Consider the following 16,523-nt stretch of genomic DNA (forward strand, 5'->3'; position numbering starts at 1 on the left):
AGTTAATGCGAGCTGGGCGGTACGGACAGCCGGAGTCACGAGGGATATCTATGTCGACCGCTGTCCAGGCCCTGCCGGTTATGCTTCTGGTGGCGGGCGCCCTCCTGCTGGGCCTCCGCTGGGGGAGGTCGCGGGAACGCACGCGCGCCGCTGCAGCAAATAAAGAGGCCTTCGCGGCCGGCTTCCGGGCTGGGCACCTCCAGGGCTGGGGGGACGGCCAGGCCGCCCGGGTACCCGGGGCGGCGGCCATCCTGACGGAACCGGCAGCGGCTCCACACCCAGTCCGGCCGGCCCAGCCGGTTCCCGCAGTCCCACAGGTGCAGCCTGTCCGGCCAGCCCAGCCAGCCCAGCCGGTCTGGGTCGGCCAGTACCAGAGCGCCCCGGCGGCGTGGATTGCTCCGCAGGGACAGCCCCGTCCCACACCCGTGCAGCCGGCCGACCCTCCGCCCCGGCCCCCGGGTCCGGCATTTCCCCAGGAATCCGTCGCGGACCGGGCCGCCCGCAAGGAGAAACGGGACCGGCAGAACATCAACACCACCCTCTACGTCGCCAGCCTCCTGCTGGTCGCTGCCGGTTCCCTGTTCATAGGCACCGCGCTGCCGGCAGTCCTCCGCTTCGCCGGTGTCGTCGCCATCACCGCGATGTTCTATACCGGCGGCCTGATCCTGCACACGAAGGCCCCCCGGCTCAGGCCAGCCGCCGTCGCCTTCACCGGCACCGGACTGGCCCTGATTCCGGTGGTCGGCCTGGCCATGTACAACTTCACCCTGCCCGACGGCCCCGCCGCCTGGCTGGTCACCTCGTTCATCGGCACCGTGGCCTATGTTGCCGCCGCCGTCCGGATGGACAGCAAGATTCTCGCCTACCTGTCGCTGACATTCGCCGTGTCGACGGCGTGGTCCGGGATTTCGGTCGTGGGCGGAGCCCTGATCTGGTACTTCGCGGCGCTGATCGCCATCGCGGTTGTCCTGACTCTGCTCGCCCTGACCCGTCCCCGCTGGATGCCGTCGGTGTTCCTCAAGCCGCTGATGGACCTGCACCCGTTCGTGGTCCCCTCCGTCGCAGCCGCTGTGACCTTCCTTCCGATGCTGCTCGGCAGGGGCGAGTACGCGTTCATTATGTTCCTGAGTGGAGCGTACTTCGCCCTGATGGCGGCGCTCCCGCAGAGCCGGTTCCGGGTCGGCCAGTACTACGGTGCGAGGTTCAGCCTTACCGTGGCGCCGGCGGCCGCGGTCTGGGCTGCGAGTGACAGCCTGCCGTGGATGGTGCTGACCGCCCTCGTCCTGACAGCCCTCCAGTCAGTGCTGCTGGCGTCCGGACTGAAGGTGTGTCCGGCCACGCTGCTGGGGTCAGCCGGACGCCGGCGGGCGGACGCCCTCGGCACCTTTGGCCTGCAACTGCTCCTGACCCTGCTGTGGGGCGTGGTCACCGTGATCGTTGCCGCTCCCGGCACCACTGCCGGTCCCACTGTCGACGCGCCGGTGTGGCTGCCGCTGTTGCTGGCGCTGCTCACCGGCATGGCCATCGCCGTGGGCCTGGGAAAGCTGGCGGAGTGGGCCCCGGCGGCTGCGCTTCTGGTGGCTGCGGCCTTCGGCGCCCGTTCCGGCGTCTGGAGCCCGGCGGTGTTCCTGTTGCTGGCCGCGCTGTTCTGGGCCGTTCGCTCCCTGCCCCCGGCCGAGCCCCTGCGCCGGCACTTCGTTCTCGCCGCCCGCATCGCCCTCACACTGGCCGTTCCCGCGGTCGTTGCGGCAGTGACCGGCGGCACTGTTCCGGTGCTGACCGCTTTCCTGCTGGCCCTCGTGGTGCAGCAGCTCGCCACGGCAGCCCTGGTCCGGGCGGGCATGCCGTCCCTGGCCCCGGACGCGAGCCTGGCGGCTTTCTCCCTCGCAGCACTCCCCGCCCTCGCCGCGCTGGCCTCCCGGGACGACACGCCGGGGCGGATGCTCGCCGGCGCCGCCGTCGTGCTCCAGCTCCTTGCTTCCCTTGGCGCCGGCTGGGCACTCTCCGGAGAAGGTGCGGCAGGAACTCCCCGGCGGCCCGGCGTCCGTGAACTGCTGCCCCTGGGCATGGCGGCAGCACTGGCCGGCCTGGCGCTTACCGGCCTCTCGCTCCAGGCCGGCAACATCAGCCTGGCCCTGACGGTGCTCTACCTCCTGGCAACGGCGCTGCGCCGCGGTGCGCTCCAGCAGCGGTGGAGCTACTGGTGGATGGCCCGGGGGACCGGCACCGTCCTGGTCCTGACGGGTTTCCAGCAGCTGCGGCGGGAGACCGGTCCGCTGCTGCTTGGCGGCGAGGAGCTCATGGGCGCTTCGCTGGCACTGCTGGTGCTGGGGCTGCAGCTGGCTTTCCCCCTGCTGGCCGAGGTCCGGCGCCGGGCTCCCGGCGGCGTCGCCGCCGACGCCGCCGCGGTGCTTGGGCTGCAGGCCGCCGCATTGGCTGCTCTCACGGCGTCCGGGCTTCAGTATCGGTCGTCCGGGGGCTGGCAGCTGACCGCTGCCGCCGTCGTGATTGCCCTCAGCGCAGCGGCGGCGGGGTTCGTGCTGCGAGCCCACCCACGGGCGGCGGTGTTTGCCCCGGCGGCGCTGGCGGTGCTGCTGCTGGCCCGTGCGGGTTCGGCGCTCGACGTCGAGCTGGTTCTGGGCATCTTTGCCGCCTTCAGCTCCGTGATGGTGGTGGGTTCCACCTCACGCACCGCCAAAGGCGGATACTTCGCCTCGGCCCGGGTGCTGACCCTGGCGCTGGCGCTCGTCCTGAGCTATGACGTGACGGTCTCGGTCACCGTCGTATCGGTGACCTTCGGACTGGTCCTTGCGGCCCAGCACGTGATCCGCTGGCTCATGCGGCACCGGCTGATGGAAGTCCCGTTCCAGCAGGCAGCGGTATGGATCACGCTCGCCGCCCAGGCCGCTCTTCCGCTCGGTTATCTGGCGGCGGAGCCGGACGACGGCGGCCGCTGGGTGCTCCTGGTGCACGTGGCCCTGCTGCTGGTCTCCGCAGCGGTGGCCAGCCGGGTGTTTGCAGCCTGCGGGGCGGCGTACCTGACGGTCTATGCCGCCGTGTTCGGCACCGTGGCGCTGGGGCCGCTGATGCAGTTCGACGGCGCCCCGTCTGCCGGCGGTGTCCTTGAGCCGCCGGTGCTCAGCCACAACGGGGTCGTGGCGGTGCTGCTCGTGCTGTCGCTGGCCGCCACCGGCGCAGGCCTGCGTTTCCGGCGGAACGCCCGCGCCGACGTCGAACGCTGGCTCTGGCTGGCAGCGTCCGGCGCCTTCGTCCTGACCGCCCTGATGCTGGCGCCGCTCGCCGCTGACTGGCTGGCCGGGGGAGCGGTCCTGGTGCTGGCAGCGGCCTGTTTTGCAGCGTCGCACCTGGAACGGTGGCCGGCGCTCTACGTGCCGGCCGTGGTGGCAACACTGGCCGGTGCCACACTGTTGGCTTCCGTGCTGCTGGACGCGGTACCGGGTGCCTGGGGCAGCTACCTTCCGTGGCTGACGGGCTGCGCCCCGGCAGCGGCAGCGCTGTATACCGTCCGCTGGCTGCGCCGCGGCGCGCTGGCCGGCGATCCGGTCCGGCGCTGGCCGCTGGCGGCTGCAGCGGTCCTGGGCGTTGGCCTCGCCGCGGCCGCCGGGCTGCGGTGGGACGAAACGGCGTGGGCCGGGGCTGCGCTCGTGGCAGCCACCGCCGCGATGTGCTGCGCCGAAGTGCCGGCGGCAGCCCGCAGGGCCGGTGCGGAACTGGGCCTTTTTGCCACGACCGCGGCGGTGCAGCGCGCGGTGTTGTTCACCGGACCCGGCTCAGGCTCCGATTGGCCCGATGCGTTCTGGACCCTGCAGTGGTACGTGGTCCTGGCCGGGGTGCTGGGTGCCCTCCGCCTGATGCCGGGGAACCGCCGGCCGGGCCACCGCAGAACAGGCCGGGTGCTGTTGTCCGGCGGCGCCGGGCTGCTGACGCTGTCCGGTCTGGGGATCATCGCGGGGGGAGGCGCGGGGCAGCAGCTGTGGGTCCTGGCGCTGATGGCCGTAGTGCTGATGGCCGGGCTGGCCTTGGGCGAACGGTTGTTTGTCTGGTGGGGCGCGGCAGGAGTGATGGTGTGCATCATGTGGGCGATGCGCCAGTACACCTTCGCGCTGCTGGCCCTCATTGCCGCGGCCCTCATCGCGCTGGCACTCTGGCGGCTGAACCGCAGCAAGCCCGTGGCTGACGAGCCGGCACCGCAGCCCGAGCCGGCGGACCATCGTTGACGGGGGCAGGGCGCTGATATCGTTGCTCCCAACGAAGGGAGCTCACAATGGGCTGGATTATTTTCCTGTTGGTTGCCGTTGCCGTCGTCGCCACTGTCTTCTGGGCCAAGAAGCATTTCCGCGACGAGATTGAACGGGCCAAGCGCATCAACCGGTCCAACCGGGAGAAGTAGCGCGCACAGACGGACAACGTCCAGTGGGCGCCGGGCCACCGCGGGCCCGGCGCCGGCGGGTCCTCTCAGCTGATCTTGCGTGCCCTGCTGAGCGCCTGGTACCAGTAATAGGAATCCTTGGGCGTGCGCTCCTGGGTGTCAAAGTCGACATGGACCAGCCCGAAGCGCTGCGAGTACCCGGCCGCCCACTCGAAGTTGTCCATCAGGGTCCAGACGTAATAGCCCAGCAGTGCTACGTCCTCGGCGATGCCGCCGGGCGCGGTGGCCTCCAGGGCGTGCCCCAGGTGGGATGCGATGTAGCTGATCCGGTCCGTGTCCGCGATGGGGCCGGACACGTGATCGGGCTCGGGGAAGCTGGCCCCGCTTTCGGTGATGTACACAGGAGGCAGCGCCGCGCCATACCTGTCCTTCAGCTCGCGGAGCAGCGGGCCCAGGTGGTCCGGCGCCACGGGCCAGCCGAAACCCGTAGTCGCGTATTCCGGGAACGCCGCCATATGGAACGGCATCTTCAGCATCGCGTCCGCGGTGCCCGCCGGGCTGTCACCCGGGCCGCGCCCGGTCGCGACCTTCACGGGGTAGTAGTAGTTCAGCCCGTAGAAATCGAGGGGCTGGTGAATGGTCTGCAGGTCCGCGTCGGAGATCTTCCCCAGCGAACGGAACCACGGCTTGGCGACCAGCGGCACTTTCGGGTAGCTGCCCAGGAGGATTGGATCCGCATAGACCCGGTTCAGGACCAGGTCGAAGATGTTGGCCAGGAACCGGTCCGTCACCGACCGGGACGCAGGCCGGACCGGGGAATGCAGGTTGGTGACGCCAACGGCGCCGGTGACCCCCGCCGCGCGCAGCGCCTGAACGGCGAGGCCGTGCCCCAGGAGCTGGTGGTGCACGGCGGGCAGGGCATCGAAGAGCAGGTCGTGGCCCGGGGCATGGACCCCCAGGGCATAGCCGTTGAGGGTGACGGAAACCGGTTCGTTGAGCGTCACCCACTGGGCGACACGGTCGCCGAAACGGCGGCCCGCCGCCGCGCTGTACTCGGCGAAGCGTTCCGCGGTGGCCCGCTGCAGCCAGCCGCCGCGGTGTTCCAGCGGCAGCGGGGTGTCCCAGTGGTACAGCGTCGCCATGGGGGAGATGCCGGCCTCCAGCAGCTGGTCGATGAGCCGGTCGTAGAAGTCGAGCCCTGCGCTGCTGAACGGACCGGACCCGTCCGGCTGGATCCGCGGCCAGGAGAGGGAGAAGCGGTAGGAGTCGATGCCGAGTGTGCGCATCAGTTCGACGTCTTCCGCGGTGCGGTTGTAGTGGTCGCAGGCGACAGCGGGGGAGTGGCCGTCCTGGATGGTGCCCGGCTTCTGGACGAAGGCGTCCCAGCCGGAGGGCCCGCGGCCGCCGGCCGCGAGCGATCCTTCAATCTGGAAAGCGGCCGAGGCAACTCCCAGCTGGAAATCCGGGCCCAGGCGCGCGGCAAGGGCCTGAACTGCTACGGAATCCTGCACAGTCATGCCCCCATCTTCCCCACGGTGCCCGCTGAAGGCAATGATCGGACGTCGGCTCCCGCCGTCGTCCGTTCCGGAACCGCGCGAGACGGCCGGAGGCGGCGCGGTGACTGCCCGGCGGATGCCCGCCCCGCCCGGCCGCCGATTCGCTTCTGCCCGGCAATTCCGGCATACTAGATGAGTTGTTCAAGCGCTCTTTCGTGTCCCGATCCGGATAATGCCGGGTGTCAGGGTCCAAGTTGGAGACCAAACATAACCCACGCCCCAAAGAACTGCGGACGTGTATGCGTGAAAAGCGCGACACGCCCGACCGCGGGGGTCGGTTACGCCGGCAGGTTGAGGAACCCGGATTTATCCGGATTCAGCTTGTGCGGCGGGTGGTAGTTACGACTTCAATTGCTTCGGCAGCCACATGCAACACGCAAGTAAACAGAGCAGCCCTCACTGGAGCAGCACTAACGAAAGAGAGTCAGGCGACATGGCGGGACAAAAAATCCGCATCCGGCTGAAGTCATACGACCACGAGGTCATTGACTCTTCAGCACGGAAGATCGTTGAGACGGTCACGCGCGCAGGCGCCACGGTAGTTGGCCCTGTGCCGCTGCCGACGGAGAAGAACATCTACTGCGTCATCCGCTCTCCGCACAAGTACAAGGACAGCCGTGAGCACTTCGAAATGCGTACTCACAAGCGTCTGATCGACATCATCGACCCCACGCCCAAGGCTGTTGATTCGCTTATGCGTCTCGACCTGCCGGCCGACGTGAACATCGAAATCAAGCTGTAGGGAGGTGCTGAGAGACTATGACCGCAACCCGTAACGTAAAGGGCCTGCTGGGCACGAAGCTCGGCATGACCCAGGTCTGGGACGAGAACAACAAGCTCATCCCCGTCACTGTGGTCCAGGCTGACTCGAACGTCATCACGCAGCTGCGCAATGCAGACACTGATGGCTATGTCGCCGTTCAGATCGGCTACGGCCAGATCGATCCCCGCAAGGTCACCAAGCCGCTGGCTGGTCACTTTGAAAAGGCAGGCGTCACGCCTCGCCGCCACGTCGTCGAACTGCGCACTGCAGATGCTGACTCTTACGAGCTGGGCCAGGAGCTCTCCGTAGAGCTCTTCGAAGCCGGCCAGAAGATCGACGTCGTTGGCACCACCAAGGGTAAGGGCTTCGCCGGTGTTATGAAGCGTCACGGCTTCCACGGCGTTGGAGCTTCCCACGGTGCACACAAGAACCACCGTAAGCCCGGTTCAATCGGTGGCGCATCCACCCCGAGCCGCGTCTTCAAGGGCATGAAAATGGCCGGCCGCATGGGCGCCGTTCGTCACACCACGCTGAACCTCACGGTCCACGCGGTTGACGTCGAGAAGTCGCTGCTCCTGATCAAGGGCGCCGTCCCCGGCGCCCGCGGCCAGGTCGTACTCGTACGCACCGCCGTGAAGGGAGCCTAGTTCAATGACTAGCACTGTCAAGGTTGACCTGCCTGCAGAGATCTTCGACGTACAGACCAACGTGCCGCTAATGCACCAGGTCGTCGTTGCCCAGCTCGCTGCAGCTCGCCAGGGTACCCACAAGACCAAGACCCGCGCCGAGGTTTCCGGTGCAGGTCGCAAGCCGTTCAAGCAGAAGGGCACCGGCCGCGCCCGTCAGGGTTCAATCCGTGCTCCTCACATGACCGGTGGTGGCGTAGTCCACGGCCCCACGCCGCGTGACTACAGCCAGCGCACCCCCAAGAAGATGATTGCTGCTGCCCTGCGCGGCGCTCTCTCTGACCGCGCCCGTAACGGCCGCATCCACGTCGTTGCTGAACTGGTTCCCGGCACCAAGCCGTCCGCCAGCGCAGCACTGGCAAGCCTGCGGGGTGTCTCCGAGCGCAAGAACCTGCTCGTTGTCATCGAGCGCGCCAACGATGTTGCTGCACTCTCCGTGCGCAACCTCACTGATGTTCACGTTCTGTACGCAGACCAGCTGAACACCTACGACGTTCTCGTCTCCGATGACGTTGTCTTCACCAAGGCTGCCTACGAAGCATTCGTTGCTTCCAAGGCAGTGGCAAAGAACGAGGAGGATGCCAAGTGAGTGCAGCCACCATCAAAGATCCGCGCGACGTCGTGCTTGCACCCGTCGTCTCGGAAAAGAGCTACGGCCTGATCGATGAGGGCAAGTACACCTTCCTGGTGGACCCCCGCTCGAACAAGACCGAGATCAAGCTGGCCGTGGAGAAAATCTTCTCCGTCAAGGTCGACTCGATCAACACCATCAACCGTGCCGGTAAGCGCAAGCGGACCAAATTCGGATGGGGTACCCGCAAGAACACCAAGCGTGCAATTGTGAGCCTCAAAGAAGGCACGATCGACATCTTCGGCGGTCCGCTCTCGTAGCGGAGACCACTTTAACGAGGAAATAAATTATGGGAATCCGTAAATATAAGCCGACTACCCCGGGCCGTCGCGGCTCGAGCGTAGCGGACTTCACTGAAATCACGCGGTCGACGCCGGAAAAGTCGTTGGTACGTCCCCTCCCGAAAAAGGGTGGCCGTAACAACACCGGTAAGATCACGACCCGTCACAAGGGTGGTGGCCACAAGCGCCAGTACCGTCTGATCGACTTCCGTCGCCACGACAAGGACGGCGTCAACGCCCGCGTTGCCGAAATTGAGTACGATCCGAACCGTACGGCTCGCATCGCCCTCCTTCACTACATTGATGGCACCAAGCGGTACATCATTGCCCCGAACAAGCTGTCCCAGGGTGACACCGTAGAGGCAGGTGCCGACGCTGACATCAAGCCCGGCAACAACCTGCCGCTGCGCAACATCCCGGTGGGTACCGTAATCCACGCAGTTGAACTGCGTCCGGGTGGCGGCGCCAAGATGGGCCGCTCCGCCGGCGCATCGATCCAGCTCGTTGCTAAGGAAGGCCGTTTCGCCCAGCTGCGTCTGCCTTCCGGCGAAATCCGCAACGTTGACGTGCGCTGCCGCGCAACCGTCGGCGAGGTCGGCAACGCCGAGCAGTCGAACATCAACTGGGGTAAGGCCGGCCGTATGCGCTGGAAGGGCGTTCGCCCGACCGTCCGTGGTGTCGCCATGAACCCGGTCGACCACCCCCACGGTGGTGGCGAGGGTAAGACGTCCGGTGGACGTCACCCCGTCAACCCGAACGGTAAGCGCGAAGGCCGCACCCGCCGTCCCAACAAAGAGAGCGACAAGCTTATTGTTCGTCGCCGTCGTACTGGCAAGAACAAGCGATAGGAGCCTGGACACATGCCACGCAGCCTGAAAAAAGGTCCTTTCGTTGACCAGCACCTCTTTGTAAAGGTAGCCAGGGAAAACGAAAAGGGCACCAAGAACGTCATCAAGACCTGGTCCCGCCGCTCGATGATCGTCCCCGACATGCTCGGCCACACGATCGCCGTACACGACGGACGCAAGCACATCCCCGTGTTTGTCACTGAGTCGATGGTCGGGCACAAGCTCGGCGAATTCGCTCCCACGCGGACATTCCGCGGCCATGTCAAGGACGACCGTAAGGGCAAGCGCCGCTAGGCGCCTGCACTTACGTCAAAGACGAGAGAAGGAAAGCAATGGAAGCCAAGGCAATTGCGCGTCACATCCGCGTAACGCCTATGAAGGCCCGGCGCGTCGTCAACCTTGTTCGTGGTAAGCAAGCGAATGAGGCTCTGGCAATTCTGAAGTTTGCCCCCCAGGCAGCTTCAGAGCCGGTATTCAAGGTAGTTCAGTCGGCAATCTCCAACGCCCGGGTCCTCGCGGACCGCGACGGTGTGGCGTTTGACGAAGGTGACCTCATCATCAGCGAAATGTATGTTGATGAAGGCCCGACCATGAAGCGGTTCCAGCCGCGAGCCCAGGGTCGTGCATTTCAGATCAAGAAGCGCACGAGCCACATCACCGTGGTAGTCGCTACCCCTGAGAAAGAGGAGGCTCGCTAAGTGGGACAGAAAGTTAACCCGCACGGGTTCCGACTCGGCATCACCACCGATCACGTATCGCACTGGTTTGCTGACAGCACCAAGCCCGGCCAGCGGTACAAGGACTTCGTCCGCGAAGACATCCGTATCCGCCAGCTCATGTCCACGGGCATGGAGCGCGCCGGTATCGCCAAGGTTGAAATCGAGCGCACCCGCGACCGTGTCCGTGTGGATATCCACACGGCACGTCCGGGCATCGTTATCGGCCGCCGCGGTGCAGAAGCAGACCGCATCCGCGGCGAGCTCGAAAAGCTCACCGGCAAGCAGGTTCAGCTGAACATCCTCGAGGTCAAGAACCCCGAGATGGAAGCACAGCTTGTTGCCCAGGGCGTTGCTGAGCAGCTGACTTCCCGCGTGGCTTTCCGCCGTGCGATGAAGAAGGCCATGCAGTCCGCACAGCGTGCAGGTGCCAAGGGCATCCGTATCGCTTGCTCGGGTCGACTGGGCGGCGCAGAAATGTCCCGCTCGGAGTTCTACCGCGAAGGCCGTGTGCCCCTGCACACCCTCCGCGCGAACATCGACTACGGCTTCTACGAGGCCAAGACCACCTTCGGCCGCATCGGCGTGAAGGTCTGGATCTACAAGGGTGACGTCACCGCCAAGGAACTGGCTCAGCAGGCAGCTGCTGCTCCGTCCCGCGGCCGTGGTCCCAGCGACCGCCCGGGCCGCCCGGGTGGCGCTGACCGTGGTGACCGTGGTGACCGCCGTCGTCGTACCGACCGCCCGGCCGAGGCTGCACCCGCTGCTGCCGAAGCTCCGGCTGTTGAAGCAGCAGCAGCAGCACCGGCTGTAGAAGGAGGACAGGCTTAAATGCTTATCCCACGTCGAGTCAAGCACCGTAAGCAGCACCACCCGGGTCGTTCCGGCGCTGCTACGGGCGGCACCAAGGTCTCCTTCGGTGAATGGGGTATCCAGGCTCTGAGCCCGGCATACGTCACGAACCGTCAGATCGAGTCTGCCCGTATCGCGATGACCCGCCACATCAAGCGTGGCGGAAAGGTCTGGATCAACATCTACCCGGACCGTCCGCTGACGAAGAAGCCTGCCGAAACCCGCATGGGTTCCGGTAAGGGTTCTCCGGAATGGTGGGTCTCAAACGTCAAGCCGGGCCGGGTTCTCTTCGAGATCTCCGGTGTGGATGAAGAAACTGCCCGCGAGGCACTTCGCTTGGCGATCCACAAGCTCCCGTTGAAGGCACGCATTCTGCGTCGCGAAGGTGGTGAATAGAAATGTCAGTAGGATCCAAGGAACTTGCATCCGCACAGCTGGACAGTTTCGACAACGAGCGACTCGTTGAGGAACTCCGTAAGGCCAAGGAAGAGCTGTTCAACCTGCGTTTCCAGTCCGCCACCGGCCAGCTGGAGAACCACGGTCGACTGCGCGCGGTAAAGAAGGACATCGCACGCATCTACACCGTGCTCCGTGAGCGCGAGCTGGGCATTCGTGTCGAGGTTGCCGCACCGGTTGTGGAAGCCAAGGAAGAAAAGAAGTCCAAGAAGGCTGCGACCAAGAAGGCCGACAAGGCTGAAAAGGTTGAGACCAAGGAGGACACCAAGTGAGTGAAAAGGACGAGAACGTGACGGAAACTGTTTCCGACGCAGCTACGGCCGCCGAGCGCGGTGACCGTAAGACGAAGCGTGGCTACGTCGTCTCGGACAAGATGGAAAAGACCATTGTTGTCCAGGTCGAGGACCGTGTGAAGCACGCCCTCTATGGCAAGGTCCTTCGCCGCAACACGAAGATCAAGGCTCACGACGAAGAGAACAGCGCCGGTATCGGCGACCTCGTTCTCCTCGCCGAGACCCGCCCGCTCTCCGCTACCAAGCGGTGGCGTCTGGTGGAGATCCTCGAGAAGGCCAAGTAACACCTGCAGCCTCGCTGTACGAGAAACCCCCGTTCCCTTCTGGGAGCGGGGGTTTCTCCGTTGGCGGGGGAGCGCGGCGGGCGGTGGCAGGCAGCGCACCGCGTCACGCACGGCAGGCTTTCAGCAGGCGTACGACGCCGGCGGGCCGGGTATCCGGGGGAGCGCCGCGGCCGGCGGGCCGAAAGGCTGCCGTGCGTGACGCCGTCGTCTGTGGTAGGGCGGATTCTGACTGGGGCCAGAAACGTGCTAAGATTTTGAGTTTGTATGGCGCCCTCTGTGCGCCGTCATCAACCTCGTAAACAATCGTGCCACGGCATAGTGCCCCCTAGCGCCCCGACTCGTCGGAATCCGTGTGGGAAGCAAATGTTGTTGGCACGGGAGTTTAGGCCTGGTCTGGCAAAATCCAGGCAGGTCAAGAGACACCCCGATCAACCGTTCCGCAAGGCTCATTCCGTAGGAAGATTTTCGGTCTGAGAACCCGCGCGACGCAAGGAGTAAATAGTGATTCAGCAGGAGTCGCGACTCAAGGTCGCCGACAACACGGGTGCTAAGGAAATCCTTACCATTCGCGTTCTCGGTGGATCTGGCCGTCGCTACGCAGGCATTGGCGACGTAATCGTCGCTACCGTCAAGGACGCAATTCCGGGCGGCAACGTAAAGAAGGGCGACGTCGTCAAGGCTGTCATCGTCCGTACCAAGAAGGAACGCCGCCGTGCGGATGGTTCCTATATCAAGTTTGACGAGAACGCAGCTGTGATCCTGAAGAACGACGGTGACCCCCGCGGTACCCGTATCTTCGGACCGGTTGGTCGTGAACTTCGCGATAAGAAGTTCATGAAGATCGTTTCTCTGGCTCCGGAGGTGCTTTAGTCCATGGCTAAGATCAAAAAGGGTGACCTCGTTCAGGTCATCACTGGCGCCAAGGCTGAGCGCGGCGGCGACAAGGGCAAGCAGGGCAAGGTTCTGCGCGTCTTCCCCGAGACCAACCGCGTGCTGGTCGAAGGCATTAACCGCGTAACCAAGCACACCAAGGTCGGTCAGTCGCAGCGCGGCACCAAGACCGGTGGCATCGAAGTCGTCGAGGCTACGATCCACATCTCCAACGTGGCTCTGGTTGACCCGTCCACCAAGAAGCCCACCCGCGTCGGTTTCCGCACCGAGACCGTTGAGCGCGATGGCGTGAAGCGCGACGTGCGTGTCCGCGTGGCCAAGAGCTCAGGGAAGGACATCTAATGACTGAGACTCTCGAGACTCCGGCAAGCAAGATCGTTCCTCGTCTGAAGACCAAGTACGCGGATTCCATCAAGAGCACGCTCGTTGAGGAATTCAAGTACGAGAACGTCAACCAGGTTCCCCGTCTGGTCAAGGTCGTTGTGAACATGGGTGTTGGAGATGCCGCCAAGGACTCCAAGCTGATCGACGGCGCTGTCCGCGATCTGACCCTGATCACCGGCCAGAAGCCGCAGGTAACCAAGGCCCGCAAGTCGATCGCACAGTTCAAGCTGCGCGAAGGCATGCCGATCGGTGCACACGCAACTCTGCGTGGGGACCGCATGTGGGAATTCCTGGACCGTCTGGTCACGCTGGCTCTGCCGCGTATCCGCGACTTCCGGGGCCTCAGCGGCAAGCAGTTCGACGGCAACGGCAACTACACCTTCGGTCTGACCGAGCAGGTTATGTTCCACGAGATCGACCAGGATTCCATCGACCGCGTTCGCGGCATGGACATCACCGTCGTGACCACTGCCAAGACCGACGACGAAGGCCGCGCGCTGCTCAAGGCGCTTGGCTTCCCGTTCAAGACCGAAGATTAATCTAGCTACGTAAAAGGTCCGTTACGTGCTGGTTCCCTCCGGGGATGACTGCACGGCGGAAACCGTTATGAGGAAGGGCAAGAGCCCACCATGACAATGACAGATCCCGTCGCAGACATGCTTACGCGTCTGCGCAACGCAAACTCGGCATACCACGATTCCGTGTCTATGCCGTACAGCAAGCTCAAGGCACGCGTTGCCGACATCCTGAAGGCCGAAGGTTACATCGCCTCCTGGAAAGAAGAAGACGCTGAGGTTGGCAAGAAGCTGACCCTCGAGCTCAAATTCGGTCCGAACCGCGAGCGTTCAATCGCTGGCGTTCGTCGTATTTCCAAGCCGGGACTGCGCGTTTACGCAAAGTCCACCAACCTGCCGCACGTGCTCGGTGGCCTGGGTGTCGCAATCCTGTCCACCTCTTCCGGCCTCTTGACTGACAAGCAGGCCGGCAAGAAGGGCGTGGGCGGCGAAGTCCTCGCTTACGTCTGGTAACGGGAAAGGAAGAGAATAATGTCACGTATTGGACGTCTCCCCATCACCGTTCCTGCCGGCGTTGAGGTCAAGGTTGACGGCTCTGTCGTCAGCGTCAAGGGTTCCAAAGGCGAGCTGAGCCACACTGTGCCCAGCCCGATCGAGGTTTCCCTGGAAGATGGCACCCTGACTGTCGCCCGCCCGAACGACGAGCGCGCCTCACGTTCGCTGCACGGCCTGACCCGCACCCTGATCGCCAACATGATCCAGGGTGTCACCGCAGGCTACGAGAAGAAGCTTGAAATCGTCGGTACCGGTTACCGCGTTCAGGCAAAGGGTTCTGACCTGGAGTTCGCTCTGGGCTACAGCCACCCGGTTAACATCTTGGCACCGAACGGCATCACCTTTGCAGTAGAGACCCCGACCAAGCTCTCTGTTTCAGGTATCTCCAAGCAGCAGGTCGGCGAGGTTGCTGCCAACATTCGCAAGCTGCGGAAGCCGGACCCCTACAAGGGCAAGGGCATCCGTTACGCAGGCGAAGTCATCCGCCGCAAGGTCGGAAAGGCTGGTAAGTAACCATGGCGATCGCAATTAACAAGAAGCGTACGAACAAGAGCAAGTCTGCCCAGCGCAGCCGCCGCCAGCTTCGTATCCGCAAGCGCATCTCCGGAACGGCTGTACGTCCTCGTCTGGTCGTCAACCGGTCCGCACGCCACGTATTCGTCCAGGTTGTCGATGACACCCAGGGCCTGACCGTAGCGAGCGCCTCCACTCTGGAAGCCGACCTTCGTGCATTCGACGGTGACAAGACTGCCAAGGCCAAGCGCGTTGGCGAGCTCGTCGCCGAGCGTGCCAAGGCTGCCGGTATCGAAGCTGTTGTCTTCGACCGCGGTGGTAACAAGTACCACGGCCGGATCGCCGCCGTCGCTGACGGCGCACGTGAAGGTGGGCTGTCACTGTGACCGAAAATAACGAAAAGGACATTCAGGTGACTGAAGCTGTAGCTGCTCCGGCAACTGAGACCGCTGCGCCTGCTACCACCGACGGCGCCCGTGGTGGCGCTGCTCGTCGTGGCGAGCGTGGCGACCGCGGCCAGGGCCAGGGCCGTGGCGACCGTGGTGGCCGTGGTGGCCGCGATGGTGGCCGCGAAGCCGAAAAGAGCCAGTTCGTAGAGCGCGTCGTAACCATCAACCGTGTTTCCAAGGTCGTCAAGGGTGGTCGTCGCTTTAGCTTCACCGCCCTCGTCGTCGTCGGTGACGGCAACGGTATGGTCGGCGTTGGCTACGGCAAGGCTAAGGAAGTTCCGGCCGCCATCGCGAAGGGCGTTGAAGAAGCCAAGAAGTCCTTCTTCCGCGTTCCCCGCATCGGCAGCACCATCCCGCACCGCGTTCAGGGTGAAGCCGCCGCAGGCGTCGTCATGCTGCGTCCGGCTTCCGCCGGTACCGGCGTTATCGCCGGCGGTCCGGTCCGTGCAGTACTGGAGTGCGTGGGCATCCACGACATCCTCTCCAAGTCGCTCGGTTCCTCCAACGCCATCAACATCGTGCACGCGACCGTTGACGCGCTGAAGCGCCTCGAAGAGCCGGCAGCAGTGGCAGCACGCCGCGGCCTCCCGCTCGACGAGATCGCTCCGCCGGCAATGGTGAAGGCGATTTTGAACCAGAAGGCAGGTGTCTGAGTTGGCTAAGAACGTGCTTGTCTCCGACGCAAAGTTGGAGATCACTCAGATTAGGTCGTCTATTGGCGGCAAGCAGAACCAGCGCGACACCCTGCGGTCCCTCGGCCTGAAGCGGATCGGACACACCGTTGTCCGCACCGCCGACTCCGTGACCGTCGGGATGCTCAACACGGTTCCGCACCTGGTAAAGGTAGAGGAGGCGAAGTAATGGCAGAGAAGAACACCGCCGTAAAGGCACAGGGCGCCGCTGCTGAGAAGCAGAACGCACTGAAGGTTCACCACCTGCGTCCCGCCCCGGGTGCCAAGACCGCCAAGACCCGTGTTGGTCGTGGCGAAGGTTCCAAGGGCAAGACCGCCGGTCGCGGTACCAAGGGTACGAAGGCCCGCTACCAGATCAAGGCTGGCTTTGCCGGCGGCCAGTTGCCGCTGCACATGCGCCTGCCGAAGCTGCGCGGCTTCAAGAACCCGTTCCGGGTTGAGTACCAGGTTGTAAACCTGGACAAGCTCAACGAGCTGTTCCCGGAAGGTGGCGCAGTCACCGTGGAGAACCTGGTCGAAAAGGGTGCCGTTCGCAAGAACCAGCCCGTCAAGGTGCTTGGCACCGGCGACATCACCGTCAAGGTTGACGTCACCGTCCACGCATTCTCGGCCAGCGCCGCAGAAAAGATTGCTGCAGCAGGCGGAAGCACCACCGCCCTCTAACGAGGCGGCGGGGCAGTTGCCCGTTGTGGAAACTCCCGGTACCCAGGGGCTCAGGCCCTCAGGTACCGGGAGTTTTTCTTTTTTCCGGCCCTGCGATTGTTCGCA

The 16,523-nt window shown here is 64.5% G+C and carries 23 protein-coding genes; 22 read left to right on the plus strand and 1 reads right to left on the minus strand.

Annotation, left to right across the window (positions count from 1 at the left end):
• The first annotated feature begins 50 nt into the window (after nt 1-50).
• Nucleotides 51-4,238, plus strand: a complete 4,188-nt coding sequence (locus ACZYX4_RS00740; protein ID WP_463872979.1) for a hypothetical protein — start codon at nt 51-53, stop codon at nt 4,236-4,238.
• Between the two features lie 47 nt (nt 4,239-4,285).
• A complete protein-coding gene (locus tag ACZYX4_RS00745) occupies nt 4,286-4,411 on the plus strand; it encodes a hypothetical protein (RefSeq protein WP_463872980.1) in 126 nt (41 codons plus the stop codon).
• 65 nt (nt 4,412-4,476) lie between these two features.
• Here the strand turns inward: ACZYX4_RS00745 and ACZYX4_RS00750 are convergent, their stop codons facing one another.
• Nucleotides 4,477-5,907 (minus strand): GH1 family beta-glucosidase, encoded by a 1,431-nt coding sequence (locus tag ACZYX4_RS00750; RefSeq protein WP_463872981.1) that lies wholly within the window; start codon nt 5,905-5,907, stop codon nt 4,477-4,479.
• Between the two features lie 472 nt (nt 5,908-6,379).
• Here ACZYX4_RS00750 and rpsJ point away from each other — a divergent pair, with 472 nt between their 5' ends.
• The 20 genes from rpsJ (at nt 6,380) to rplO (ending at nt 16,418) form a co-directional block, all read left to right on the plus strand.
• The gene (gene rpsJ, locus ACZYX4_RS00755) at nt 6,380-6,688 is read left to right on the plus strand and encodes a 30S ribosomal protein S10 (RefSeq protein WP_024366135.1); all 309 of its coding nucleotides are present in this window, start codon (nt 6,380-6,382) and stop codon (nt 6,686-6,688) included.
• Between the two features lie 17 nt (nt 6,689-6,705).
• Complete coding sequence (rplC, locus tag ACZYX4_RS00760) at nt 6,706-7,356, plus strand: 50S ribosomal protein L3 (RefSeq protein ID WP_024366134.1); 651 nt, start codon at nt 6,706-6,708, stop codon at nt 7,354-7,356.
• A 4-nt stretch (nt 7,357-7,360) separates the two neighbouring features.
• Nucleotides 7,361-7,984, plus strand: coding sequence for a 50S ribosomal protein L4 (gene rplD, locus ACZYX4_RS00765; protein WP_463872982.1), 624 nt, complete (start codon nt 7,361-7,363; stop codon nt 7,982-7,984).
• Nucleotides 7,981-8,286, plus strand: coding sequence for a 50S ribosomal protein L23 (gene rplW, locus ACZYX4_RS00770; protein WP_024366132.1), 306 nt, complete (start codon nt 7,981-7,983; stop codon nt 8,284-8,286). Before rplD ends, rplW begins: the two co-directional genes overlap by 4 nt.
• A 29-nt stretch (nt 8,287-8,315) precedes the next feature.
• Nucleotides 8,316-9,155 carry a 50S ribosomal protein L2 gene (gene rplB / locus ACZYX4_RS00775; RefSeq protein ID WP_069949299.1) on the plus strand — a complete coding sequence of 280 codons (840 nt, stop codon included), beginning with the start codon at nt 8,316-8,318 and terminating at the stop codon, nt 9,153-9,155.
• Between the two features lie 12 nt (nt 9,156-9,167).
• Entirely contained in the window at nt 9,168-9,449 is a 282-nt protein-coding gene (rpsS, locus tag ACZYX4_RS00780; RefSeq protein WP_018773666.1) for a 30S ribosomal protein S19, read from the plus strand.
• 38 nt (nt 9,450-9,487) lie between these two features.
• The gene (gene rplV / locus ACZYX4_RS00785) at nt 9,488-9,853 is read left to right on the plus strand and encodes a 50S ribosomal protein L22 (protein ID WP_069949298.1); all 366 of its coding nucleotides are present in this window, start codon (nt 9,488-9,490) and stop codon (nt 9,851-9,853) included.
• Nucleotides 9,854-10,702, plus strand: a complete 849-nt coding sequence (gene rpsC, locus ACZYX4_RS00790) for a 30S ribosomal protein S3 (protein ID WP_463872983.1) — start codon at nt 9,854-9,856, stop codon at nt 10,700-10,702.
• Nucleotides 10,703-11,119, plus strand: coding sequence for a 50S ribosomal protein L16 (rplP, locus tag ACZYX4_RS00795; RefSeq protein WP_024366129.1), 417 nt, complete (start codon nt 10,703-10,705; stop codon nt 11,117-11,119). It abuts the gene before it with no gap.
• Nucleotides 11,120-11,121: 2 nt separating this feature from the next.
• The gene (gene rpmC / locus ACZYX4_RS00800) at nt 11,122-11,451 is read left to right on the plus strand and encodes a 50S ribosomal protein L29 (RefSeq protein WP_463872984.1); all 330 of its coding nucleotides are present in this window, start codon (nt 11,122-11,124) and stop codon (nt 11,449-11,451) included.
• Nucleotides 11,448-11,756 (plus strand): 30S ribosomal protein S17, encoded by a 309-nt coding sequence (gene rpsQ, locus ACZYX4_RS00805; RefSeq protein WP_326966704.1) that lies wholly within the window; start codon nt 11,448-11,450, stop codon nt 11,754-11,756. Before rpmC ends, rpsQ begins: the two co-directional genes overlap by 4 nt.
• A gap of 501 nt (nt 11,757-12,257) precedes the next feature.
• Nucleotides 12,258-12,626 (plus strand): 50S ribosomal protein L14, encoded by a 369-nt coding sequence (gene rplN, locus ACZYX4_RS00810; protein ID WP_003803789.1) that lies wholly within the window; start codon nt 12,258-12,260, stop codon nt 12,624-12,626.
• A gap of 3 nt (nt 12,627-12,629) precedes the next feature.
• A complete protein-coding gene (gene rplX, locus ACZYX4_RS00815; protein WP_307460561.1) occupies nt 12,630-12,989 on the plus strand; it encodes a 50S ribosomal protein L24 in 360 nt (119 codons plus the stop codon).
• Nucleotides 12,989-13,570 (plus strand): 50S ribosomal protein L5, encoded by a 582-nt coding sequence (gene rplE / locus ACZYX4_RS00820; protein ID WP_024366124.1) that lies wholly within the window; start codon nt 12,989-12,991, stop codon nt 13,568-13,570. The genes rplX and rplE overlap by 1 nt, the downstream gene beginning before the upstream one ends.
• Before the next feature lie 90 nt (nt 13,571-13,660).
• Entirely contained in the window at nt 13,661-14,059 is a 399-nt protein-coding gene (gene rpsH, locus ACZYX4_RS00825) for a 30S ribosomal protein S8 (protein WP_056425243.1), read from the plus strand.
• 18 nt (nt 14,060-14,077) lie between these two features.
• Nucleotides 14,078-14,614: a 50S ribosomal protein L6 gene (rplF, locus tag ACZYX4_RS00830; protein WP_463872985.1), complete on the plus strand. Its 537-nt coding sequence runs from the start codon at nt 14,078-14,080 to the stop codon at nt 14,612-14,614.
• A 2-nt stretch (nt 14,615-14,616) separates the two neighbouring features.
• Nucleotides 14,617-15,000, plus strand: a complete 384-nt coding sequence (gene rplR / locus ACZYX4_RS00835; protein WP_307460555.1) for a 50S ribosomal protein L18 — start codon at nt 14,617-14,619, stop codon at nt 14,998-15,000.
• A gap of 26 nt (nt 15,001-15,026) precedes the next feature.
• Complete coding sequence (gene rpsE / locus ACZYX4_RS00840) at nt 15,027-15,716, plus strand: 30S ribosomal protein S5 (protein WP_463872986.1); 690 nt, start codon at nt 15,027-15,029, stop codon at nt 15,714-15,716.
• A 1-nt stretch (nt 15,717) separates the two neighbouring features.
• Nucleotides 15,718-15,924 carry a 50S ribosomal protein L30 gene (gene rpmD / locus ACZYX4_RS00845; protein ID WP_463872987.1) on the plus strand — a complete coding sequence of 69 codons (207 nt, stop codon included), beginning with the start codon at nt 15,718-15,720 and terminating at the stop codon, nt 15,922-15,924.
• Nucleotides 15,924-16,418: a 50S ribosomal protein L15 gene (gene rplO / locus ACZYX4_RS00850; protein WP_463872988.1), complete on the plus strand. Its 495-nt coding sequence runs from the start codon at nt 15,924-15,926 to the stop codon at nt 16,416-16,418. The genes rpmD and rplO overlap by 1 nt, the downstream gene beginning before the upstream one ends.
• Nucleotides 16,419-16,523 lie beyond the last annotated feature (105 nt).

The organism is Pseudarthrobacter leeuwenhoeki, assembly GCF_055412885.1.